Here is a 22,574-nt window from a genome sequence, read left to right as displayed (position 1 = left end):
CCGCGAGTTCAAGAAGCAGTTCGGCATCTCCATCCCCCTCATCCCCTTGAAAGAAACAGGTTAGATCCACGCTGGTAACGCCACGCGCCTAGACTGGGACGAGGCCTGCCCGAACAACGGCGAAGACGAGATCTACCTGATCGGCAACCCACCATATGTGGGATCGAGCATGCAGACCACAGAGCAGAAGGCGGATTACCCGGTGGTTTTCGGTAGCTCCAAGTACCCGAAGAAGCTCGACTACATTTCTCTCTGGTTTATCAAGGGCGCCGCTACATCTCCGGCACCCGTGCCGAGCTGGCCTTTGTTTCTACCAACTCCATTACCCAGGGCGAACACGTCGGTCTTCTGTCCCCCCCCTGCTTCACGAACAAGACGTAGAGATCGGGTACGCCTATACCTCATTTAAATGGGGGAATAATGCCAAGTTCAACGCCGGCGTCACGGTTGTGGTTGTAAGCCTGCGTCCCATCTCAAATGCGCCCATATATTTCCATGAGGATATTCGCACAAACGTATCCCAAACAAATGGATACTTATTAGATGCACCGTGTGTATACGTTGGGCCTCGACCGCGCCCGTTGAGCTCAGAGCTACCAAAAAAATAAAAGGCTCTCAGACTACGTATGGGGGGGGGAAAAAATCACCTACTCACGGTGCCGGAGAAAGAGCACCTTAACGGCATTTCATCGCTAGCCTCGTCTTGGATCCGTAATTATGTGGGATCGACGAGTTTATTAACGGTTCACAACGATACTGTCTTCGCGTTCCGGATGCAGACCTTGAGCGAGCGCAGGACGCAAAAGGCGGCCTCGGAAACCCGAAGCCGCCCTAGGCGAAAAACCGGATTGAGTCCTAAACGTTGAACTTGAACTCCACCTCTCAGCCATCACTGTCTGAACCACCCGCAGGAAGGATGGAGAAGTTGATCAGAGTCTTCAGTTGCGACTGATCTCCCGCTAAGTACTTGGCAATCACATCCGCGACCTCAGTCGACTTGTTAAGTGGGACCACATAGTCAAAGACCCGGGCCATGACCTGAAGCGTCTGCGCTGTCCATGGGCCTTCGGTGATCAACACAGCCATAAGCTTCTTGTTATAGCCCTTCCAGTTGATTGCGGAGAACATCTTGTCCTTCGCATACAGCGAGGCATGCCGGCTCGACGATTTACGGACTTCAATAAAAACCAGTGGTGAGTCCGCATCCGGAATGACGAAGTCCGCTCTAAACTTGTATACGACGCCTTCAATACCCGCGTACTCATCTTCACGCTTATATGGAACTCCAGCACCGTCCAATGCTCTGGCAACAACGCTCTCTAGAAGAACCCGACCGACAAGGTCTCGGACAATACCCTCAAGCGTGGGCGCCATCGATGCCTTTAACTGCTTAACCGTAGGAGGGGTGGCGCTCGCTCGGATCTTCAATTGGTCAGCGATCCGCTGGGACGCCGGCTTCGAAATCGATCTGTCACTGACGCTTCCCACCAACTCCTTCAATTTAGACTTACTCGAAACATTTAGAAGCCGTTGGAATACAGGCAGAAACGAGGGGCTTTCGGCGATCAGTTCTGCCGAGAACTCAGTAAACCCCTTAGACCTTGAACTGAGATCAGTAAGGAGACCCTCCACTGCCTCCTCCAAGGCGACATAGACTCCACGCGTTACGGCCTCTTCCGCACTGAATGGCACCGCCTGCATCCGACTCCACTCAGCCAAGACGCGGGCAGGTTCCTCATCAGCACTGAGTGGGCTGCCTAGACCACCGAGTACTATCCGTCGCTGATCCTCGGTTGCTAGCACCTCGATCGCGGGCACTACAAAGCCCGAGGTTATCTCTGCCATTTCGAGATACACCTCGATGAGACGATTCATTTCCTCGCGGGCGACTGAGTAGAGGCTCGCAGCCTTTGCAGTTGGCACGCTGTCAGCCCTTCCTGGCGGTCAAATGAAATTCACCGAGTGGATCTTTCGAGCCGGTTCTTTTTGAAAGAACCCATCGATCACCCCTGGTGCGAAGTCGGACAACATCTACCGCCGTGAATCCTGATTCCAGCATGATTCTGCGAAGAACATCTTCGGTGTGGATGTGCACGCCGTATAGAGCTGCATCTGAAACAACCAAGTCCATCGCACCGCCAGGTTTGAGGACTCGGCAACTCTCCCTTATTACGTTTTGCATCTGAGCGAAGTAGGGATAGACGAGACGGTCGTAGTCCTTACTCCTCGCCTTCTCCGCCCTCGCCTCAGCCAAAGCGTCGACGTAGTTCGAACACTCGCCCGCAATTTCGGCCGACAGCTGATTACGCCAAACATCTTGCGTTTTCTTAAGTTCCGTAGGCGCAGTTGTCGTATTCACGACAAGCTTGCTTCGTACCTTCGCGGTGATATCTCCCCAGGATGTGGCGTAGCCCCAGAAATAGATTTCCATTCGCGTCATTTCCGCGAAGTCGAAGTTGTTTAGATATGGTGGACTCGTAATTACCTGACAAATCTCATCGGCGGGAATGTCTGCCATTACCTCAGATGAGGACTCGTACACTTCTGAGATTCCCCAGTCGTCGTCAATTGTTCCAATGTCCTCGCGCAGCTCACGGAGCACCCGAGGGTAGGATTCTTTCACCGGCCGTGCGCGCTTCTTGGACGTTGGAGCCTTGTAGATTCCGTCCGTTGCGGATCCGCTAGCACTCTCAAGTAACCGAGTAACCACCAACCGATACAGGGGGCGATCGTCGGGTTCCAGCTCCGCTTCCAAGGTGCGAGCTGAGGCCAAGTAGCCTAGCTGATCCGGCTCGATCAGTTTCCTAAGGAACTTCAGCTGACTCTCATTCCACTGCGCGTCGACCGAAGTCACAGGCTCAAGGGACCGCAGAACCTCCTCAATCCGATCGACGGTACGTAGAGATCGCGACTGTGTTTTGGCTCGACACATCATCGCCGCGTGCGGATTGGGGTCATACCCGACGGCGTTTAGCCCTGCCGAGTTCGCCGCTACTAGCGTCGTCCCCATACCCGAGAACGGATCCAACACAGAACCACCGGAAACTCCGTCCCGCTCCAGGCACTGAAGCACAAACTCCGGGGAGTACCCCGCGGTGAAGTTCATCCACCGGTGCACAGCGTGATTTCGAGTGGTGAGGTTGGTCGGCAGCTTGTGCGGGGCGACACCGCTGCCTGCAACGTCGAACAGTAACGGCTGGGAAGTCACTTCTTACCCCCAGACGTTAGTCCTGACTTGAACTCCACGACGTCGCCGTCGGCCATCACGTAGTCCTTGCCCTCCATGCGCACGCGCCCATGCGCCCTGGCCTCGGCCATGGAGCCGAACTCCACCAGCTCGTCGTAGGAGACCACCTGCGCCTTGATGAAGCCGCGCTCGAAGTCGGTGTGGATGACGCCGGCGGCCTGCGGTGCAGTCCAGCCCTTGTGGATGGTCCAGGCACGGGCTTCTTTCGGGCCGGCGGTGAGGTAGGTTTGCAGGCCAAGGGTGTCGAAGCCGACCCGGGCCAGCTTGTCCAGGCCGGACTCATCCTGGCCGGTGGATTCGAGCAACTCCCGGGCCTCGTCCGGTTCGAGCTCGATGAGCTCGGCTTCGAACTTGGCGTCGAGGAAGATCGCCTCGGCGGGCGCCACCAGCTGACGTAGCTCTTCCTGCATAGCGGCGTTGGCCAGCCCGTCGTCGTCGGTGTTGAAGACGTAGATGAAGGGCTTGGTGGTCATGAGCTGGAAGGACTTGAGGATGTCCTGGTCGAGGTGGATGCCTGCGGAGGACAGGGTTTTGCCGTCGTAGAGGATCTCGAGCGCGTCCTTGGCGGTTTGCACGTGCTCGGGGCCGATTTTCTTGCCGGTCAGTTCCTTCTGTAGGCGCGGGAGTTGCTTTTCGAGGGTCTGGATGTCGGCGAGGACGAGCTCGGTGGTGATCGTGTCGATATCGGACTTCGGGTCCACCTTGCCGTCCACGTGCGTGACGTCCGGGTCCGCGAACGCGCGCGTGACCTGGCAGATCGCGTCGGCCTCGCGGATGTTGGCGAGGAACTGGTTGCCAAGGCCCTCCCCCTCGGACGCACCGCGCACGATCCCCGCGATATCCACAAACGACACCGTAGCCGGCAGGACCTTCTGCGAGCCGAAGATCTCGGCCAGCTTCTCCAGGCGCGGGTCCGGCAGCGGCACCACGCCCACGTTCGGCTCAATCGTGGCGAACGGGTAGTTCGCGGCCAGCACGTTGGCGCGCGTCAGGGCGTTAAAGAGGGTCGACTTACCGACGTTGGGCAGTCCAGCAATACCAATTGTTAAGCTCACGGCCCCAGTCTAGTTGCCGCGCGTTTCTTTCCCAAAGTGGCAGGCTTTCTCCGACGACGACGGGCGGCCGGTCGCGGCACGAGCTCCCGTCGCGACGACGCCCGGCAGAAAGACGACGCCCGGCAGAAAAACTTGTCGGAGGGCGGCGATAGTGTGGAGGCATGATCTCGACACCTCTATTTGTTGTATTCGTGGCACTCGCCGCGGCGCTGGGCGCGGCGCTCGGGTGGCTGGCGGCATCCGCGCGGGCGGGCAATGCCACAGCGGAGTGCGCCGAAGAAGTGGCGGCGTTGCGGGCGCGGGTGGCGCAGGCCGACGCCCGCGCAGAGCGGCTCCTGGAGGAGAATGAGGGCCTCATCCAGCGCTCACGCGACGACGCCAATATCCTCCAAGCGCTCTCCCCCATCACTCAGCAACTCGACAGGGTGAGTGCGCACGTACGTAGCTTGGAGACGACGGCGGTCACCCAGCATTCGGAGATGGTTACGCACATGCGCCGCGAGGCGCAGATCGGCGCCGAGCTGTCCTCGGCCACGGCCTCCCTCAACGCGGCGTTGCGCTCCACCACGGCCCGCGGTCAGTGGGGCGAGGTCCAGTTACGGCGGATCGTGGAGGCTGCCGGGATGCTCGAGCACGTGGACGTGGACATCCAGGTTGCCTCCAAGCGCTTCGCGGGCGGGAAGGGCAAGGACTCCACGCTCAGGCCGGACGCGATCATCCACCTGCCTGGCGATGGGCACCTGGCCATCGATTCGAAGGCACCCATGGATTCCTACCTGCTCGCGATGGAGATCCCGGCCGACGATCCGGCCGCCGCCCCGGAACGGGCGGAGTTGCTGCAGAAGCACGCTAAAGCTCTGCGCGCCCACGTTGGTGAGCTCATCAAGCGCAACTACCCGGGTGACTTCCCGGAGTCCCCACAGGTCACCATCTTGTTCCTGCCCTCGGAGGCATTGCTCGCGGAGGCAACTCAGGCCGACCCCACCCTGCTCGAGTACGCCCTGGGCAGGGGCGTGGTACTCGCATCGCCCTCCTCACTGCTGGCGATCCTGCGCACGGTGGCGTCGGTGTGGACGTCGGCGGCGGCATCCGCCGAGGCGCGGGACATCGTGGAACTCGGGCGCACGTTGGTCGAACGTATCTCCGTGGTGGTGAGCCACCTTGAGCGGCTGGGCAAGAGCATTGGCCAGTCGGTCAACCACTACAACGCCGCCGTGAGTTCCATCGAATCGCGGCTTCTGGTCTCGGCGCGCTCGCTGTCCTCTCTCCAGCCGAGCGCGCCACACGCCCTGGACGGGCCGCCGCCCGTGCGAGATGCGAGCGCTCAGGTGGTGGAGTTCCGCTCCCCCGAGCTGTCGCACAGGGAGGGGTGATACCAGAGTGAGCGTGAGATGAACTAGGCGCCGGCGATGTTGCCAGTCCCCCGCGCGTTCGACACGCGGCCGCGTTCCCCGGCGCTGCGGGCCCGGTGCGGTCGGTCGGGCTCCACGCCCACGGCCTTGAGGTCGGCGCGCAGGTTCTTCGGCAGGGAGAACTGCACGTCCTCCTGCACGGTGGTAACGGGGATGACCTCGGTGTACCCGCGCGCCTTGAGCGCCTCGACCACGTCGCGCACCAGGATCTCCGGCACGGACGCACCCGAGGTGACGCCCACGGTCATCGCGCCCTCGAACCACTCGGGCTGGAGCTCGTCGGCCTTGTCCACCCGGTAAGAAGCGCCGGCCCCGGCCTCGAGCGCCACCTCCATGAGGCGCACCGAGTTCGAGGAGTTCGCCGAGCCCACGGTGATGACCACGTCAGATTCGGGCGCCATCTTCTTCACCGCCACCTGGCGGTTCTGCGTGGCGTAGCAAATGTTGTCACTCGGCGGGTCGATGAGGTTGGGGAAACGCTCGCGCAGGGCGCGCACGATCTCCATCGTCTCGTCCACCGATAGCGTGGTCTGCGAGATCCACGCCACCCGGTCCGGGTCGCGCACCTCCACCCCCGCCACGTCTTCGATCCCGTTGACGATCTGGATGTGGGAGGGCGCCTCGCCGTACGTGCCCTCCACTTCCTCATGCCCGGTGTGGCCGATGAGGAGGATGTCGTAGTCGTCGTCGGCAAAACGGACAGCCTGCTTGTGCACTTTGGTCACGAGCGGGCAGGTGGCGTCGATGGTCTGCAGCTGGCGGCTCTCGGCCTGCCTGTGCACCTCGGGCGAGACGCCGTGCGCAGAAAAGACAACGCGCGCGCCTTCTGGCACCTCGTCGGTCTCATCCACAAAGATCGCGCCGCGCGCCGTGAGCGTCTCCACCACGAACTTGTTGTGCACGATCTCCTTGCGCACGTACACCGGCGCCCCGTACAGCTCGAGCGCCTTCTCCACCGCGTCCACCGCCCGATCCACGCCGGCGCAATAGCCGCGCGGGCTCGCCACCAGGATCCGCTTGCCCTCCGGGCTCGGCTCGGACGGGATGTCCTGCGGGAAGGCCGACGCGCCGGCCAGGGTGACGGGAAGCTCCTTGATCTCATTCACGCCGCAATCCTATCGGCATTGCCGCCGTTCCGCCCGCCCGCGCGCACGACGACGCCGCCCACTTTCCCCACGACGCGCGGCCCCCGCCAGGCCGCCGCCCCTCACCGTGCGCCCAGTCCCGGCAATCGCGCTCGCCCAACCGGTAGGCTGTTCACGTGAGCATCAAAGTCCCGGACGACCTGCCCCAGCTGGCCCATCTCACCAGCCCCGAGCACCCATGGCCGTTGCGCCTGCTGTCAGCGAAGATTGGTGAGTACGTGGCGAAGATGTCGCGTCTATGGGTGGAGGGTGAAGTCATCCAGCTCAATCGCCGCGCGAACGCCCGGGTCCAGTTCTTTACGCTTGCCGACCTCGAAGAGAAGATGACGATCACGTGCAAGATCTGGTCGCACAATTTACCGCCCACGATCAGCGAGGGCTCGCGCGTCATCATTGCCGCCAAGCCTGACTTTTGGACGGGCAACGGTTCCCTGTCGTTGCAGGTGGACGAGATCCGCACGGTCGGCGTCGGCGACCTCCTGGCCCGCATCGAGCAGCTTAAAGTCAAGCTCGCGGCCGAAGGCCTATTCGACCCGGCGAAGAAGAAGCTCCTGCCCTTCCTTCCGCGCAAGATTGGCCTCATCTGCGGGCGTAACACGCAGGCGATGCACGACGTCGTCGAGAACGTCCAGCGCCGCTGGGCTGCGGCGCGCTTCGAGATCCGCGAGGTGCAAGTGCAGGGCGCGGGCGCCGTCGATGCGATGATCCCCGCGCTCCAGGAGTTGGACGCGATCGACGACGTCGACGTCATCGTCCTCGCCCGCGGAGGCGGCTCCGTGGAGGATCTGTTCCCGTTTTCCGACGAGCGGCTGGTCCGGGCAGCTTTCTCCGCCACCACTCCGATCGTCTCCGCAATCGGGCATGAGCCGGACTCTCCTGTGCTCGACTTCGTGGCTGACTTCCGCGCCTCCACTCCCACGGATGCGGCGAAGAATATCGTGCCCGATGTGGGTGAGGAGCGCCAGGGGCTGACGACCACCGTCCGCCGGGGCCGGATCGCGGTGGACCACCTGCTTGACTTGGCCTTGAGCGAACTGGCCACGCTCCGCGCCCGCCCCTCCCTCACCCACCCCGAGGCGATGGTGGACAACCGTGCCGAAGACCTTGCCAACCTGCGCGAATGGTCCCACGTCCACATCCGCCGGATCCTCGACTCTCACGTCACCGCGCTCGAGGCCGAGCTCGGCAGACTGCGGACCTTGTCCCCACTGTCGACGCTGAAGAGGGGCTACGCTGTCATTAGAACCGAGGATGGACTCGTGGGCAGCGTGGCCGGCGTCGCCGTAGGTGCCGCGGCTCGCGCAACGCTCCATGACGGCACCCTCGACATGACGATCGACCACGTCACGAAGGGATGATCATGGCAAAGGCCCCGCGCCCGCAGGAGCTCGATGAGAAGGTAGCCGAGCTCAGTTACGAAGATGCCCGTTCGCGGCTGGTCGAGATCGTCACGCGCCTCGAACAGGGCAACATCCCCCTCGAGGAGGCCCTCACGATGTGGGAGCTGGGTGAGGCGCTGGCCCGGCGTTGCGAGTCGTGGCTCGACGGCGCCCGCGAGCGCCTCCGCGCCGCCCAGACCGCCGCCGCTTCTTCCCCTGCCAGCTCCGTCCCGGAAGAGGAGGAGTGATGAGCTGCCTTGTGATCGGTGAGTCCCTCATCGACGTCGTCAAGCGCGGCCCGACTGAGACCACGCGCCACCCGGGCGGTTCCCCGATGAACGTGGCCGTGGGCCTGGCGCGCCTGGGACGCCGGGTCACGCTCCTCACCCGTTTTGGTGATGATTTTGATGGCGATACGATCCGCGACTACGTGGAAAGCGCCGGCGTCACGCTCATGCCGGGGGCGGTGGACACGGACGCGACGTCGATCGCGATGGCGTCCCTTGACGAGCACGGGCATGCCACCTACCGCTTTGACGTGCACTCGGCGTACGTGGACCCGCCGGCGGCCGGCGAAAAGCGCGCCGCCTTGCTCGCTCACCCGCCGCTCCACGTTCACATCGGCTCGATCGGCGCCCACCTGCGCCCGGGCTCGGACACGGTGCGCCGCTGGATCGAGCTATTGAGCTCGTATTCGACCGTCTCCTATGACCCGAACGTGCGCCTGTCGATCCTCGGCTCGTCGGCGTCGATCGTGGCGGACATGGAGGCGATGCTGCCCTACATCGACATCGTCAAGGCCTCCACCGACGACCTGGCGATGCTTTATGGTCCCGACGTCGACCCGGCGGCGTTCGTCAGCCACCTGTTCGAGCGTGGGGTGAAGTTTGTGGCGATCACCGACGGGCCGAACGGCTCGCGCTTCTTCACCCCCACCACCTCGGTCCACATCCCGGCCCCGCAGGTAGAGGTGGTGGACACGGTGGGCGCCGGGGATGCCATGATGGCCGCGCTCATCGACTCCCTCGCCCGGATCTCCGTACTCGGCGAGGACCGTGCGCGTCTGACCTCGATCTCCTCCCAGATGCTGCAGTCCGTGGGCGAGTACGCCTCGCGCGCGGCCGGCATCACGGTGTCGCGTGCGGGGGCCAACCCGCCTACGCGGGCCGAGCTCAACGACGTCGTGGCAAACCTCCTATAGCTACTTGCCCATGCGCCGCTCGCGGGCGGCATAGTCGCGCAGAGCGCGCAGGAGGTCTGTGCGGCGGAATTCGGGCCAGTAGGCCTCGCAGAAGTAGAGCTCGGTGTGGACGGTTTGCCACAGCATGAAGCCACTCATGCGCTGTTCGCCGGAGGTGCGAATAATGAGGTCCGGGTCTGGCTGGCCCTTGGTGTACATGTGCTCGGTGAAGGTGCTGATGTTGATCTCGTCGGCCACCTGCTCGAGCGTGGCGCCTTCCTTGGCACGTTCACGCAGGTAGGTGCGCACGGCGTCGGTGATCTCGTGACGCCCGCCATAGCCGACGGCGATGTTGACTGTCATCCCCGACGAGCCCGCGGTGCGTTCCTCGGTGGCGCGCAGGCGGGCAGCAAACTCCTCGGGCACCAGCTTCAGGTCGCCGATGATGCGGATCTTCCAGCGCCCGCCGAGGGTTTCCACGGTCTCGGCGATGATCGCCATGAGCGGGGCGAGCTCGTCGGGCGAGCGCTTGAGATTATCGGTGGACAGCATCCACAGGGTGACGATCTGGATTCCGGCCTCCGCGCACCAGTCCAGCACCTCGCTCACGTGGTCGGCGCCCTTGCGGTGCCCCGCCGACGCCGACGAGCCCAGCTGCTTGGCCCAGCGCCTGTTGCCATCCAGGATGATGCCCACGTGGCAGGGCCGGCGCTCCGGGTCGATTTCGCGCGCGAGGCGGCGCTCGTAGAGCGAGTAAAGAAAATCGGGGACGCGCATGGGCCAACCTTTCCTTCCACCGGTATACATTTCCCAGTTTAGCCGCACTCCCGCCGCGAGGGTCTGCCACTGCATTCCCTTCACCCTTTGTTCCGCCCGGTGCGAGGATTAGGGTAAAGATATGATCGATCAAGCAAATCCCGCGGGCAGCGACATCGGGCCCGCCACTCCGGTGCCCCCGGTCGAACAGGCGCCCTCCTCGCGCGCCGAGCGCAAGGCCTACTATTCGGCCCTGCCCAAGCCGAAGGTGCGCGGGTGGATTCACGCCATCACCGCTCCCCTGGCTCTTGCCAACGGCATCCTCCTCATCATCTTCGCCTCCGGCACGGCCGCAACCCTCGCGTGCGTGGTCTTCGCCCTGTCGGCCGTCCTCCTCTTCGGCAATTCGGGCCTGTACCACCTGGGAAACTGGGGCGAGAAGGTCCACGCCATCCTGCGGCGCATCGATCACGCCAACATCTTCCTCCTCATCGCCGGCACCTACACCCCGCTATCCGTGGTGCTGCTTCCCACCAAGACTGCCGCGCTCGTGCTCGGGATCGTGTGGAGCGGAGCGATCGTCGGCACGCTCATCCACGTGTTCAAGTTGCACGCTCCGCGCTGGTTCCTTGTGGCGCTCTACGTGGCCCTCGGCTGGGTGGCGATCTGGTTCCTGCCCAGCTTCTGGCGCACGGGCGGTGCGGCGATCGTGGTCCTCCTCATCGCCGGCGGCGTGGCCTACACGATCGGCGCCGTGATGTACGCGCTACGCTGGCCGAACCCGTGGCCCAAGTGGTTCGGCTTCCACGAGTTCTTCCACACGGGCACCGTGATCGGCTACACGTGCCACTCGGTGGCCGTGTGGCTGGCGCTCTTCGTGTAGGGGCGCCGATTGAAACAAACTGGACGATTTTGGGGTCATCCGCTCATATACGAAGATCGCCCCAGAATCGTCCAGTTTTCTTAAATTCCGCCGGGCCGTTACTCGACCAGCTCCACGCCCGGCACCCGCTCGAACAGGTCGGTCTCGACGCCGGCCGCGTGCCCGACCGTCGTGAGCGCCAGCACGTACTCTTCCCACGGCCAGATCTTGGCCTCCAGCTCGCGGGGCATCGCGAAGAAGAAGCCGTCGGGGTCGATCTGGCTGGCGTGGGCCAGCAGGGCGGCGTCGCGCTGGGGGAAGAAGTCGGCCACGTCGACGCGGGCGGAGGGCTGGATCGCCACCGTGTCGCGCGCGAGCCACCCCTCGAACGGGCTGTCCTGACCCGCGGCGCGCAGGGCCGAATCGAAGGCCTCGATGCGCGGCCTGTTAAACATGACGTCGTAATACACCTTCGACACCTGCCACGGCTCGCCTGCCTCAGGGTAGGCCTGGGGATCGTGGGCGGCGGCAACCGCCATGATCGAGGCGACGTGCGTGCGGATATGGTCCGGGTGCGGGTAGCCGCCGTTCTCGTTGTAGGTCAGCAGCACCTGCGGTTTGAACTCGCGGATCTGCCGGACGAGCGCGCCAACGACGACGTCGAGCGGCGCCATCGCAAAGCACCCCGGGTCCAAGGCCGGGAGCGGATCACCTTCGGGCAGGCCGGAGTCGATGAAGCCCAGCCACACGTGCTCGATCCCGAGCGCCTCGGCAGCGCGGGCCATCTCCTCGCGACGCGCGGCCGGGAGGTTGGCCGCCAGGTCGGCGTCGTTGAAAAGGCGCGGGTTGAGGATGTCGCCGCGCTCGCCGCCAGTACACGTGACGACGCGGACCCTGCCATGCTTGGCGTACTTGGCCATCGTGCCGGCCCCCTTGGACGATTCGTCGTCCGGGTGGGCGTGGACTGCCATCAGTCTGCGTTCTGCCACAGTTCCTCCTCGTCAATAGTTACCACGGCAGAGTATAGAGCAACGTCAAGAGCAGGGCCGAGCGCAAACCACTTTCTCACACGCCCGCGCGCGGGGTTCTCCGCCCTGAGGAAACACGTCCGCGGCCCCTTGAAGCGGGCACGTTCTTGGTGTTATTCTCGCCAGATACATGCCCGAAATGGCGGGCATGTTTTTGTTGCCGTGGGGCGCGCAGGAGCGCTCGCACTATAAGGAGGAACCTCATGGCTGAGACCACGTGGCTGTCGAAGGAGTCGTTCGATCGCCTGTCCGCTGAGCTGGAGGAAATGAAGACCACCGGCCGCGCCGAAATCGCCCAGCGCATCGAGGCGGCCCGCTCGGAGGGCGACCTGCGCGAGAACGGCGGCTACCATGCCGCGCGCGAGGAGCAGTCCAAAATGGAGGGCCGCATCCAGGAGCTGACCTACCTCCTCGAGCATGCTGAGGTGGGCGAGGGCTCGAAGGATACCGGCGTGGTCGCCCCGGGCCTCATCATCACGGCCACTGTCAACGGCAAGGAGAAGCGCTTCCTGCTCGGTGCCCGCCAGGCGCAGGACTGGGTGGACGTGGACGTCTATCCCGAATCCGCGCCGCTGGGCGAGGCGATCATGGGCCTGAAGGTGGGCGATTCCACCTCCTACATCGCACCGAACGGCAAGGAATTCACTGTCGATATCCTGTCGATCGAGGCCAACTAGTGTTCATTCGCCGCCCCACCCCCACGATGGTGTCGCCCGAGGCCGCGCTGCCCGGGCGGGCCGAGCCGATCCTGGTCAACCCCGCCCGGCACCTGAAGCTAGGCACGGATATCCTCGCGCCCGCGGCCCACGGCCAGTTCGAAATCTTCCTCGCCGCCGGCTGCTACTGGGGCGTGGAGGAGATCATGTGGGACCTGCCCGGCGTGGTCACCACATCGGTGGGCTTCATGGGCGGCTTCACGCCCAACCCCACGTACGGTGAGGTCTGCACCGGGCTCACCGGGCATACCGAAACCGTCCGCGTGGTCTATTCTGGCGCGGAGGCGCTGCCGCTCATTCTCAAGACGTTCTGGGAGTGCCACGACCCGACCTCGCTCAACGCCCAAGGTAACGACGTGGGCACCCAGTATCGTTCGGCGATTTTCACGACGACGCCCGAGCAGTCGCGCCTCGCCCTCGACTCGCGTGCCGCTTACGACCGCGTGCTGGGTGATGCGGGCCAAAGCCCGATCGTGACGGAGATTGTGGACGCCGCGGATACCACGGGCTACTTCTCCGCCGAGGAAGACCACCAGCAATACCTCATCAAGGTGCCGAACGGCTACCGTTGCCACGCCAAGACGGGGATGGCCTGCCCGATGCCGGGCGCCGGGCCGCTGGCCGGGCTCTAGGGGCTCGGGGCACGAGGGGCTGTGGGCCTTGCCCGGGGCACCGACACGGTAGACTGGGCTCGGCTCTGTTTACTGTTGAAAGGCTGTCATGGACATCATCTACCCTGAAGTGTCGGGCTCGTTCGGCCAGATCCCCGAGCTCACGTTCCCCGAGGGCGCGCAGGCGCCGAAGGGCCTGCGCGTCAAGGTCTTGGAGGAGGGCACCGGCCGCGTCGTGCATGCGGGTGACGAGATCGAGGTCGACTACCACGGCCAGATCTGGGACGGCCCGATTTTTGACTCCTCGTATTACCGTGAGGGCGAGGCCGTTTTCCCGATCGGCGTGGGCATGGTGATCGAGGGCTGGGACGAGGCGATCGTGGGCAAGCAGGTCGGATCGCGTCTGCTCATCTGCGTGCCCCCGTTCAAGGGCTACGGTCCGCAGGGCAACGCGCGCGCCGGCATCAAAGGTGATGATGTCCTGGTATTCGTGGTGGACATCAAAGGCATCCAGGATTCGGCGTTCAACTTCAACACACTTCACGACAACTGATCGGCGCGGGGCGAGCGCGCCCCCGCCGCTTTTGAAAACTTTTGGACAAAGGGGTGTGGCCCTGGCGGTTTCGCCGGGGCCACACCCCTTGAGCTAACGCGCGTGTGCGCTTACTTGGGCAGTTCGACCTCGCTGCCGTCGTCGGCCACGAGGGTGGCCGAGCGCGGCTTGTAGCCGTCGGGGTTGTTCGCCACGGTCTGGCGGACCTCGGCCGCGAGCGCCTCGTGGTTCGACCAGTCCTTCGACAGCTGGACCGCCGTGTCGAATTCCTTGTCGATGATGGTGTTCGGACGGTAGGTCAGCGACGATATGATGTAGGTGACAACCAGGTTGACGATGAAGCCGGGCACGATCTCGTACAGGTCGAGCAGGCCGCCGTCGAGGTTGCCCCACACCGCCACAGTTACGGCGCCCATGATCATGCCGGCCAGCGCGCCGAAGCCGGTGAGCTTACGCCAGTAGAGGCTGAGGATGATGGTGGGGCCGAAGGAGGCGCCGAAGCCGGCCCAGGCGAAGGCCACAAGCTTGAGGATCGTGCCGTTCGGGTTGAGGGCGAGGCCGCCGGCGAGCACCGCGATGCCGGCCACCGCGATGCGGGAGAGCATGACGCCCTTCTTGGCCGAAAGCTTGTGGTTGGTGAACGTCATGTAGACGTCCTCGATGAGGGCGGAGGAGCTGACCAGCAGCTGGGAGGAGATCGTGGACATGATGGCCGCGAGGATGGCGGCGAGCATGAAGCCGGCGATCATCGGGTGGAAGAGGAGCTGGCCGAGCACGATGAAGACCTGCTCAGGGTTGGCGAGCAGCGACTCGTCGTGCTTGAAGATGGCCACGCCCACGAGCGCCGTGAAGAGCGCGCCGAACACGGCGAGCAACATCCAGCCGATGCCGATGCGGCGGGCCGCGGGGGCCTCCTTCGGGCTACGCAGCGCCATGAAGCGGACGATGATGTGGGGCTGACCCACATATCCCAAACCCCAGGCGACGGCCGAGATGAGGCCGATCGCGGTCACGTTCTTCAGCGGGTTGAGCAGTTCCGGGTCGATCGAGCGCGTGGTGTCGAGGACGATGTCGAAGCCGCCCACATAGATGACGCCGGCCACGGGGACCAGCACGAGGGCGAGGAGCATGATGGTGCCCTGGACGGCGTCGGTGTAGGACACCGCTAGGAAGCCGCCCACCAGCGTGTAGAACACCGTGATGGCGGCGATGATAACCATGCCCAGCTTGTAGTCCACGCCGAACGCGCCCTCGAAGAAAGTGCCACCGGCCACCATGCCGGAGGAGACGTAGAACGTGAAGTAGAACAGGATGATGAAGCCCGACACGATGCGCAGGCTGTGCGTGGAATCGCGCAGGCGCGAGTCAAGGAAGGACGGGACGGTGATCGAGTTGTTCGATACCTCGGTGTAGGAGCGCAGGCGCGGGGCCACGAACTTCCAGTTCAGCCAGGCGCCGGCCGTCAGGCCAATCGCGATCCAGAATTCGAAAACTCCGGACAGGTAGAGCGCGCCGGGCAGGCCCATGAGGAGCCAGCCGGACATGTCGGAGGCGCCGGCGGACAGGGCAGCAACCGCTGGGTTGAGCTGGCGTCCGCCGAGCATGTAGTCGTCGACATCGGAGGTCTTGCGGTAGGCCCACAGTCCGATACCGATCATGAGGAGGAAGTACAAGATCATCGTGAGGATCTGCCATGCGGTATCGCTCATCAATTTCTCCCTTGTGCTGGTAGGTGTGCCGGTTGCATGTGCGCCATGCAACACGGGCGATTGAAAGTGACAATACCCGAAAAAATTTCGATGTAAAGAGAATTCCGAAAAATGACCACTATTTCGGTAGCTAGGATCACGTTGCCGATTTACAATGAGGGCACCTGGCCCTCGTCGGCCCCACGACTGCAAAGATGGAGATAATCAGTGGCAACAGTCAAGAATGACGTCGATTTTTCTCAGGTGGCACACGCAGCTATTGACCAGGCGAAGACTTGGGCCAAGCGTTCGGCCTCCTTCCCCGAGGATCGCGCGGGCAAGTTGCTGTCCCAGGTCCTCAAGGGTGAGGGCGGGCTCGACTTCACGGTGCAATTCGTCGACGGCGTGATCCGCCCCGAGGATCCGAAGACCCGGGCAGCCAACCTCAACAAGCTGGCGAAGAAGCCGGCCAGCTTCCTGCCCGCCTACCTGTCACTTCCCGCAAAGGTGGGTGGCGTGCTGGCCCCGGCCTCCCCCACGTTCATCACGGAAGCGGCTTTCCGCGTGTTCCGCATGCTGGTGGGTAACCTTGTGCTGGACACGACGCCGAAGAAGCTCGGCCCGGCGGTGAAGAAGCTGCGGGCCGACGGTTCGCGCCTCAACCTCAACCTGCTGGGCGAGGCCGTGCTGGGGCGCAAGGAGGCGGCGCGTCGCCTGGCGGCGGTCACGGAGCTGCTCGAGTACGACTTCGTGGACTACGTGTCGATCAAGGTCTCCTCGGTGCTCGGCGTTCACAACCCGTGGGGCTACCAGAAGGCGGTGGACCAGGCGATTGAGGCGTTGCTACCGCTGTACCGGGTGGCGAACAAAGGTGGCAAGTTCGTCAATTTGGACATGGAGGAGTACCACGACCTCCACCTCACCATCGACGTCTTCACCGGTATCCTCGACCGCGAGGAGTTTAATAGCCTGCGCGCCGGCATCGTGTTGCAGGCCTACCTGCCCGACGCCCTGCCCGCGATGGAGCGTTTGCAGGAGTGGGCCGCCCAGCGCGTGGCGGACGGGGGCGCGCCGGTGAAGGTGCGCCTGGTCAAGGGCGCGAACCTGCCGATGGAGCAGGTGGACGCGCTCATGCACGGCTGGCCGCTTGCCGTCCAGCCGTCGAAGGCCGCCACGGACGCGAACTACATGCGCATCCTCGAGTACGCGTTGCGCCCGGAGCACATTTCGAACGTTAACCTGGGCATCGCCGGCCAGAACCTCTTCACCCTCGGCTTTGGCCTCAACCTCGCCAAGGCGCGCGGAGTCACGGAAGGCTTCGAGGTGGAGATGCTCAAGGGCATGGCCACCAACCAGGCGCTAGCCATCCGCGAGGACGTGGGCCGGATCCTGTACTACGTGCCCGTGGTGGATCCGGCGAACTACGACGTCGCCATCTCCTACCTCGTCCGCCGCCTCGAGGAGTCCGCGGCACACGAAAACTTCATGTCCGGCGTTTTCGAGATCGCTGATAACGACTCCGTCTTCGCCCGCGAGCGCAATCGCTTCGCCACCGGCGTCGTGGCCGCGTTCCCGGAGGCGGACCTGGCGGAGGCCATGGGCCCGCTCAACGAGGTGCCCACGCTTTCCTTCGGGCCGAACCGGCACCAGAACAGGCTGACCGACGACGTCGATCTGCTCACTTCATTCCGTAACACCCCGGATTCGGACCCGTCGCTTCCCGCCAATATCGAGTGGGCGAACCAGATTTTTGCGAAGATGGGCGATTCGGAGCTGGGCGTGCAGGGCGCCGACGACGCGCGGGTGCGCACGGTTGCCGAGATGGAACAGATCGTGGCCGAGGCACGTAAGGCCGCTCCGGAGTGGGCCGGGCTCAGCGGAGCCGAGCGCGCAAAGATCTTGCGCCGGGCTGGGCAGGTGCTCGGCGAGCGCCGCGCGGAGCTGATCGAGGTGGCCGCCTCGGAGTGTGGGAAGATCGTGGGCGAGGCTGACGTCGAGGTCTCCGAGGCGATCGACTTTGCTAACTACTACGCGGATCTGGCCGAGGAGCTGGACGAGCTGGAGGGCGTGCGCTTCTCCCCCGCGCCCGTCACCGCCGCGATCCCGCCGTGGAATTTCCCGCTGGCGATCCCGGCTGGCTCGGCGCTGGCGCCTTTGGCCACCGGCTCGGTCGTCGTCTTCAAGCCGGCCGAGCAAGCTCGCCGCTGTGGCGCCGTCATCGCCCAAGCCCTGTGGGATGCCGGGGTGTCGAAGGAAGCCCTGCGTCTGGTCGATATCCACCCGGATGAGATGGCCGAGGTGGGCGAGGCGCTCGTCACCGGCTCGGACCAGGTGATTTTGACCGGCTCGATCGAGACTGCGAAGCTGTTCCGCTCCTGGGAGCCGGACCTGGCGGTCTTTGCCGAGACCTCGGGCAAGAACGCCATTATCGTCACCTCGCAGGCCGACATCGACCTCGCGGCGAAGGACCTGGTCCAGTCCGCGTTCGGGCACGCGGGCCAGAAGTGTTCGGCGGCGTCGATTGCGATCCTTGTGGGGGCGATGGGCAAGTCGGAGCGCTTCATTAACCAGGTGGTCGACGCGGCAGAGTCGCTAGTGGTGGACTGGCCGACCAACCCGTCGGCGGAGATGGGCCCGATCATTGAGCCGGCGGCCGGCAAGCTCAAGCGCGGCCTGACCGAGCTGGAGCCGGGCCAGACGTGGCTGCTTAAGCCGCGCCAACTGGACGATTCGGGCCGCCTCTGGTCGCCCGGTATTCGCGACGGCGTCACCCCCGGCCAGGACGCTCACATGACCGAGTATTTCGGCCCGGTGTTGGGCATCATGCGCGCCGAGACCCTGGAGGAAGCGATCCGGCTGCAGAACGCGGTGGAGTTCGGTCTCACGGCCGGCCTGCACTCGCTCGACCCGGACGAGATCAAGCTGTGGCTGTCGAAGGTGGAGGCGGGCAACGTCTACGTTAACCGTGGCACGACGGGCGCGATCGTGCGTCGTCAGCCGTTCGGCGGCTGGAAGCGCTCGCAGGTGGGCACTGGTTCGAAGGCGGGCGGCCCCAACCACCTCATCGGCATGTCACACGCGGAGCCGGTGGAGGTGGCGGTGCCGGAGTCGTTCGCGACGCTGTCCTACCCCACCCTGGGCGAGTTCGACGCCCTGGCCGACAAGCTGCCGAAGGACGACGCCGGCCAGTACCGTGCCGCGCTGCGTAGCGTGGAGGCGGCACTCAAGGAACACTACCTGTCGGCGCGCGACGTGTCGGCGCTGGGCGTTGAGAAGAACGTGTTCCGCTACCGGCCCACGTCGGTGATGGTGCGCCTGGAGGATCCGGAGCAGTGGTGGAAGGTCGCCCCGATGGTGGCCGGCGCGCTCACGGGCAAGACGTCGGTGGAGCTGAGCGTGGGCGACGACCTGCGCGACACCGTGGCCCAGGCCTTCCGCGCCGCGGGCGCCACGGTCAGCGTGGCATCGCCCGCCCAGTGGCTCTCCGACCTGCCCAAGTCTGGCGCGCACAAGATCCGCTACGTCGGCGACGACGCCCGCGCGGTGGCCGAAGCCGTGGGTGGCTCGGTGGACGTGGCGATTTACGCTGAGCCCGTCACGGGCAATGGTCGGGTGGAACTGCGCCCGTTCTTCCTTGAGCAGGCGGTTGCCGCCACAAATCACCGGTTCGGCGATCACACCAAGTTGCTCGATGGAGTGATTTAGACGCCGTGAACTGAGGTGGGCCGGCCCCGACGCGGGGCCGGCCCACTTGTTTCTTGGCGCCAGGCTTGCTTTCGGTGTCCTAACCCCGGCTCATCGGCAACCGGCGATAGAGCAGCCAGGTCATTCCCCACAGCGCGGCGGCCGCGGCGAGTGCCAACATCGGCGCCCCGCTGGGGCCGACCCGAAGGCCGGCCCCTAATCTGTTGGCTTTAGCGGTCCGAGAGGATCGCGATGAGGCGGAGAACCTCGATGTAGATCCACAGGATCGTCATGACGATCGCGATGCCCACCGTCCACGAGAACTCGCGGGGCGCACCGTTGACGATCGCGGTGTTGATGTCCTCGAAGTCGCCGATCAGCATGTAAGCGGCGACGAGGATCATGCCGGCGCCCAGGATCACACCCAGCGGAATACCCGCAACCTCGTACCCGCGCACGCCCCACGCCTGATCCAGCACGCCCGTCCACATCAGTACCAGGTTGACCAGCGAGAAGATGAGGTAGCCGAGCGCCACCGTGATGACGATCTTTCGGCCCTTCGGGGTGGTGCGCACCGCGCCCGAGTAGTGCAATGCCAGCGTCACACCGACGATGATCGCGGTGGCCAGGATGGTCTGGATCGCGATGCCCGGCACGAAGATTTCGAAGGCGGCGGTCAGCGCGCCGAGCGCCACGCCCTCGAGCACCGCGTACGCGATCGCCAGGCCGGGCTTGACCATCTTCTGGAACGCTAAGATCAGGCCGACCACGAACGCGCCGATCACCGAAACCACCGCCACCGACATCCACATGGCCGGCGGGAGGAGCACGGCGGTCGCCACACCCGAAATAACGGCGATGCCGAGGAGCACGGCCACCTTGTTCAGCGCGTCGTTGTACGTCATGCGCTCGGTGGCAAACGCGCCGTTCCCGGCGACCTCGCCTTGCGCCTGGCCGTAGGCCGCCTGCTGGGCGTTCGGAGTGCCGTAGGCGTACTGGTCGCCGTAGGCGGTCTGGTCGAACTGGTTCGGCCGGACCTGCTGGGTCGAGAAGTAGGGATTACGTGTCGTAATCGGATTGCTCACGGGAGCCTCCTTTTATTAGGGCCGTCGCTACGGCCATCCACATCCCATACTAACCATGGCGTAACTAAGGGCAATACTCCCGCGCTCTTTTCTCCCCAAAGAGAAACGCCCCGGCCCGCTGCCGTCCATAGCGCGAGTCCGCGCTGTAGAACGCGCGCACGACGACGCCCGCCCCGCCGCGCGTCGTGAAAAACTGTGGATGATCCGTCCGCGGTATGACGAAATCGGGGATAGTGGACTCATACGCTAAAGGAGTCGGCACCGCAGGCGGGCCGCAGGGAGGACCAGATGATCACCGTCGAGAACCTGACGAAGGACTACGGCAAGACGCGCGCGGTTGACAACCTGTCGTTCTCCGTGCGCCCCGGCGCCGTGACCGGGTTCCTCGGGCCGAATGGCTCGGGTAAATCCACCACGATGCGCTGCATTGTCGGACTTGACCGCCCCACGTCGGGCCGGGCAATGATCGGGGGCACCGAGTATCGCAACCTCGCCTCCCCGCTCACCGCGGTCGGCGCGCTCTTGGACGGGAAGGCGTTTCACCCCGGACGAACGGCCAGGCAGCATCTGCGGGTCGTGGCGAAAACGCATGGATTCCCCCACGAGCGCGTCGACGAGGTCATTGGCTTCACCGGCCTCGAATCCGTGGCGGGCAAGAAAATCAAGGGTTTCTCGCTCGGCATGGGCCAGCGCCTCGGCATCGCAACAGCCCTGCTTGGCGACCCGCAGGTGCTTATCCTCGACGAACCGGTCAACGGTCTTGACCCCGACGGCGTGCGCTGGGTCCGCTCCACCATGCGGTCGCTTGCCGCGGAGGGCCGCAGCGTCCTCGTCTCCTCCCACCTTATGAGCGAAATGGCGCTCACGGCGGACGATCTGGTCATTATCGGCCGCGGCCGCCTCATCGACTCCGGCCCGATCTCCAAGTTCACCGAGTCGGATCGGGGCGCGCGCGTGCGGGTCTCCGGCCCGGACATGGCCACGATCCGCGGCCTGCTTACCCAGGCGGGGTGGCAGGTTTACGACGTCGCCCCGAGCCACTCCAGCCCCCGCGGCTCCTTCGAACTCCCCGGGCTCCGGCGCGAGCAGGTGGGCCACTACCTCTATCAGCACAACGTGGAGATCCACGAGCTGACCGAGATCCACTCCACCCTCGAAGACGTCTTCATGGAGCTGACCTCCGACCAGGTGCAGTTCAGCTCCGCGCGCGGTCCCTCCTCCGGTTTCGCGCCGATGTCCCCGACGCCGCCTGGCCCAGTTCCGCCGACGCCGCCCGCCCCGCCCGCGCACACCACCTGGGAGGCCTAAGATGACCATGTTTTTTGGCCGTTTCGCCGATTCCTACCGTCCCACGTTTGGGCGCTCCCTGCACTCGGAGCTGATGAAGCTCAACACTCGCTCGATTCAGGTGACCACCGCGATCGGCATCATCCTCTATGGGCTCATCATGTGGATGCTGGCCAGCTCCGAGTACGTGGAGGCCGATCCGCTGGTTGTAACGGCCGGCTGGCCGTCGATGACCATCTTTTTCATCGTCATTGGCACCGTTGCCGTCACCAGCGAGTACTCGCACAACACGATGCGGACCACCGTGCTTGCGGACCCGCGCCGGGGGCGCTCGTTCACGGCCAAGCTGACGGCGGTCACGATCGTCTCTCTCCTGCTGAGCGCCACCCTCATCGCCATCGGGTACACGCTCACCAGGATCCTCAAGGACGGGTTCAATCCGGGCGGGGAGGCCATCGCGGCCTACTCGATCTTCTGCATCATCATGGTCTCGATCGGCGTGCTCTCTACCGCGATGGGCTACCTCGTGCGCTCCACGGCCGGCGCGATCTCCATCATGATCGGCTTCATGTACCTCATTGACCTGGTCCAGATCATCCCGCAGGAGTTCTTCCGCAAGACCGTCTCCCAGCTGATCCCGAGCGCGCTCGGCTCGGTGGCCATCAGCGACCAGCCGCTTGGGGACCTCATCACGGGCCGCTGGGTGGCGCTCGCCATTTTTGTGGGATACGCGGTGGTCGGTGTCGTCGGCGCGCTCACCGCCTTCAAGAAACGGGACATCTAGACGCGGCAGTACCCCCAGTCGGATTCGAACCGACACTGAATCGATTTTAAGTCGACTGCCTCTGCCGTTGGGCTATGGGGGCCTGCAAGTAACACTACCTGT

The 22,574-nt window shown here is 64.4% G+C and carries 20 protein-coding genes, 1 tRNA gene and 1 pseudogene; 13 read left to right on the top strand and 9 right to left on the bottom strand.

What is annotated here, in order from left to right; genetic code table 11:
- The first annotated feature begins 64 nt into the window (after positions 1-64).
- A pseudogene (locus HMPREF3174_RS09685) lies at positions 65-381 on the top strand (DNA methyltransferase).
- Positions 360-608 (top strand): DNA methyltransferase, encoded by a 249-nt coding sequence (locus HMPREF3174_RS09680; protein WP_371440862.1) that lies wholly within the window; start codon positions 360-362, stop codon positions 606-608. The pseudogene HMPREF3174_RS09685 and the gene HMPREF3174_RS09680 overlap by 22 nt, the downstream one beginning before the upstream one ends.
- 274 nt (positions 609-882) lie before the next feature.
- Here the strand turns inward: HMPREF3174_RS09680 and HMPREF3174_RS09105 are convergent, their stop codons facing one another.
- The 3 genes from HMPREF3174_RS09105 to ychF form a co-directional block, all read right to left on the bottom strand.
- Positions 883-1,923 carry a hypothetical protein gene (locus tag HMPREF3174_RS09105; RefSeq protein WP_201783172.1) on the bottom strand — a complete coding sequence of 347 codons (1,041 nt, stop codon included), beginning with the start codon at positions 1,921-1,923 and terminating at the stop codon, positions 883-885.
- 4 nt (positions 1,924-1,927) lie between these two features.
- Entirely contained in the window at positions 1,928-3,106 is a 1,179-nt protein-coding gene (locus HMPREF3174_RS09100; protein WP_148132208.1) for a DNA methyltransferase, read from the bottom strand.
- Between the two features lie 98 nt (positions 3,107-3,204).
- Positions 3,205-4,302, bottom strand: a complete 1,098-nt coding sequence (gene ychF, locus HMPREF3174_RS08235) for a redox-regulated ATPase YchF (protein WP_062614022.1) — start codon at positions 4,300-4,302, stop codon at positions 3,205-3,207.
- A 161-nt stretch (positions 4,303-4,463) separates the two neighbouring features.
- Between ychF and HMPREF3174_RS08230 the strand changes: the two genes are divergently transcribed.
- Positions 4,464-5,675, top strand: a complete 1,212-nt coding sequence (locus HMPREF3174_RS08230) for a DNA recombination protein RmuC (protein WP_070445662.1) — start codon at positions 4,464-4,466, stop codon at positions 5,673-5,675.
- 23 nt (positions 5,676-5,698) lie between these two features.
- Here HMPREF3174_RS08230 and HMPREF3174_RS08225 read toward each other — a convergent pair whose 3' ends face one another.
- Positions 5,699-6,760, bottom strand: coding sequence for a 4-hydroxy-3-methylbut-2-enyl diphosphate reductase (locus tag HMPREF3174_RS08225; protein ID WP_236698692.1), 1,062 nt, complete (start codon positions 6,758-6,760; stop codon positions 5,699-5,701).
- Between the two features lie 215 nt (positions 6,761-6,975).
- Here HMPREF3174_RS08225 and xseA point away from each other — a divergent pair, with 215 nt between their 5' ends.
- Genes xseA through HMPREF3174_RS08210 form a run of 3 tightly spaced genes read left to right on the top strand, consistent with a single transcriptional unit; the run spans position 6,976 to position 9,439 of the window.
- Entirely contained in the window at positions 6,976-8,217 is a 1,242-nt protein-coding gene (gene xseA / locus HMPREF3174_RS08220; protein WP_070448363.1) for an exodeoxyribonuclease VII large subunit, read from the top strand.
- A 2-nt stretch (positions 8,218-8,219) separates the two neighbouring features.
- Positions 8,220-8,486, top strand: coding sequence for an exodeoxyribonuclease VII small subunit (locus HMPREF3174_RS08215; protein ID WP_070445755.1), 267 nt, complete (start codon positions 8,220-8,222; stop codon positions 8,484-8,486).
- Positions 8,486-9,439 (top strand): carbohydrate kinase family protein, encoded by a 954-nt coding sequence (locus tag HMPREF3174_RS08210; protein ID WP_068538768.1) that lies wholly within the window; start codon positions 8,486-8,488, stop codon positions 9,437-9,439. Before HMPREF3174_RS08215 ends, HMPREF3174_RS08210 begins: the two co-directional genes overlap by 1 nt.
- Here the strand turns inward: HMPREF3174_RS08210 and HMPREF3174_RS08205 are convergent, their stop codons facing one another.
- Positions 9,440-10,195, bottom strand: a complete 756-nt coding sequence (locus HMPREF3174_RS08205) for an isoprenyl transferase (RefSeq protein ID WP_062614018.1) — start codon at positions 10,193-10,195, stop codon at positions 9,440-9,442.
- Positions 10,196-10,316: 121 nt separating this feature from the next.
- Between HMPREF3174_RS08205 and HMPREF3174_RS08200 the strand changes: the two genes are divergently transcribed.
- Entirely contained in the window at positions 10,317-11,057 is a 741-nt protein-coding gene (locus HMPREF3174_RS08200) for a PAQR family membrane homeostasis protein TrhA (protein WP_082661219.1), read from the top strand.
- 98 nt (positions 11,058-11,155) lie between these two features.
- Here HMPREF3174_RS08200 and mca read toward each other — a convergent pair whose 3' ends face one another.
- Entirely contained in the window at positions 11,156-12,025 is an 870-nt protein-coding gene (mca, locus tag HMPREF3174_RS08195; protein ID WP_068538767.1) for a mycothiol conjugate amidase Mca, read from the bottom strand.
- 242 nt (positions 12,026-12,267) lie between these two features.
- Here mca and greA point away from each other — a divergent pair, with 242 nt between their 5' ends.
- The 3 genes from greA to HMPREF3174_RS08180 all read left to right on the top strand — a co-directional run bounded on the left by greA (position 12,268) and on the right by HMPREF3174_RS08180 (position 13,944).
- Positions 12,268-12,741, top strand: a complete 474-nt coding sequence (gene greA / locus HMPREF3174_RS08190) for a transcription elongation factor GreA (RefSeq protein WP_062614016.1) — start codon at positions 12,268-12,270, stop codon at positions 12,739-12,741.
- Positions 12,742-12,767: 26 nt separating this feature from the next.
- The gene (msrA, locus tag HMPREF3174_RS08185) at positions 12,768-13,412 is read left to right on the top strand and encodes a peptide-methionine (S)-S-oxide reductase MsrA (RefSeq protein ID WP_068538848.1); all 645 of its coding nucleotides are present in this window, start codon (positions 12,768-12,770) and stop codon (positions 13,410-13,412) included.
- Positions 13,413-13,500: 88 nt separating this feature from the next.
- Positions 13,501-13,944 carry an FKBP-type peptidyl-prolyl cis-trans isomerase gene (locus HMPREF3174_RS08180; protein WP_068538766.1) on the top strand — a complete coding sequence of 148 codons (444 nt, stop codon included), beginning with the start codon at positions 13,501-13,503 and terminating at the stop codon, positions 13,942-13,944.
- Positions 13,945-14,054: 110 nt separating this feature from the next.
- Here HMPREF3174_RS08180 and putP read toward each other — a convergent pair whose 3' ends face one another.
- Positions 14,055-15,653 (bottom strand): sodium/proline symporter PutP, encoded by a 1,599-nt coding sequence (putP, locus tag HMPREF3174_RS08175; RefSeq protein WP_070448362.1) that lies wholly within the window; start codon positions 15,651-15,653, stop codon positions 14,055-14,057.
- Positions 15,654-15,860: 207 nt separating this feature from the next.
- On the opposite strand from putP, the gene HMPREF3174_RS08170 reads away from it, so the two are divergent.
- Positions 15,861-19,337 carry a proline dehydrogenase family protein gene (locus HMPREF3174_RS08170; protein WP_070448361.1) on the top strand — a complete coding sequence of 1,159 codons (3,477 nt, stop codon included), beginning with the start codon at positions 15,861-15,863 and terminating at the stop codon, positions 19,335-19,337.
- Positions 19,338-19,546: 209 nt separating this feature from the next.
- On the opposite strand, the gene HMPREF3174_RS08165 is transcribed toward HMPREF3174_RS08170, so the two are convergent.
- Positions 19,547-20,401 (bottom strand): Bax inhibitor-1/YccA family protein, encoded by an 855-nt coding sequence (locus HMPREF3174_RS08165; RefSeq protein WP_070448360.1) that lies wholly within the window; start codon positions 20,399-20,401, stop codon positions 19,547-19,549.
- A 288-nt stretch (positions 20,402-20,689) separates the two neighbouring features.
- On the opposite strand from HMPREF3174_RS08165, the gene HMPREF3174_RS08160 reads away from it, so the two are divergent.
- On the top strand, positions 20,690-21,709 hold the full coding sequence (locus tag HMPREF3174_RS08160) for an ABC transporter ATP-binding protein (RefSeq protein WP_062614011.1): 1,020 nt from the start codon (positions 20,690-20,692) through the stop codon (positions 21,707-21,709).
- A gap of 1 nt (position 21,710) precedes the next feature.
- On the top strand, positions 21,711-22,472 hold the full coding sequence (locus HMPREF3174_RS08155) for a hypothetical protein (RefSeq protein ID WP_070448359.1): 762 nt from the start codon (positions 21,711-21,713) through the stop codon (positions 22,470-22,472).
- A gap of 9 nt (positions 22,473-22,481) precedes the next feature.
- Here the strand turns inward: HMPREF3174_RS08155 and HMPREF3174_RS08150 are convergent.
- Positions 22,482-22,554, bottom strand: a tRNA-Leu gene (locus tag HMPREF3174_RS08150).
- Positions 22,555-22,574 lie beyond the last annotated feature (20 nt).

The sequence above is a fragment of the Trueperella sp. HMSC08H06 genome (assembly GCF_001808465.1).
GTDB classification, from domain to species: domain Bacteria; phylum Actinomycetota; class Actinomycetes; order Actinomycetales; family Actinomycetaceae; genus Trueperella; species Trueperella bernardiae.
Note: the sequence above shows the minus strand (reverse complement) of the source record. Positions and strands in the feature narration are given on the sequence as shown.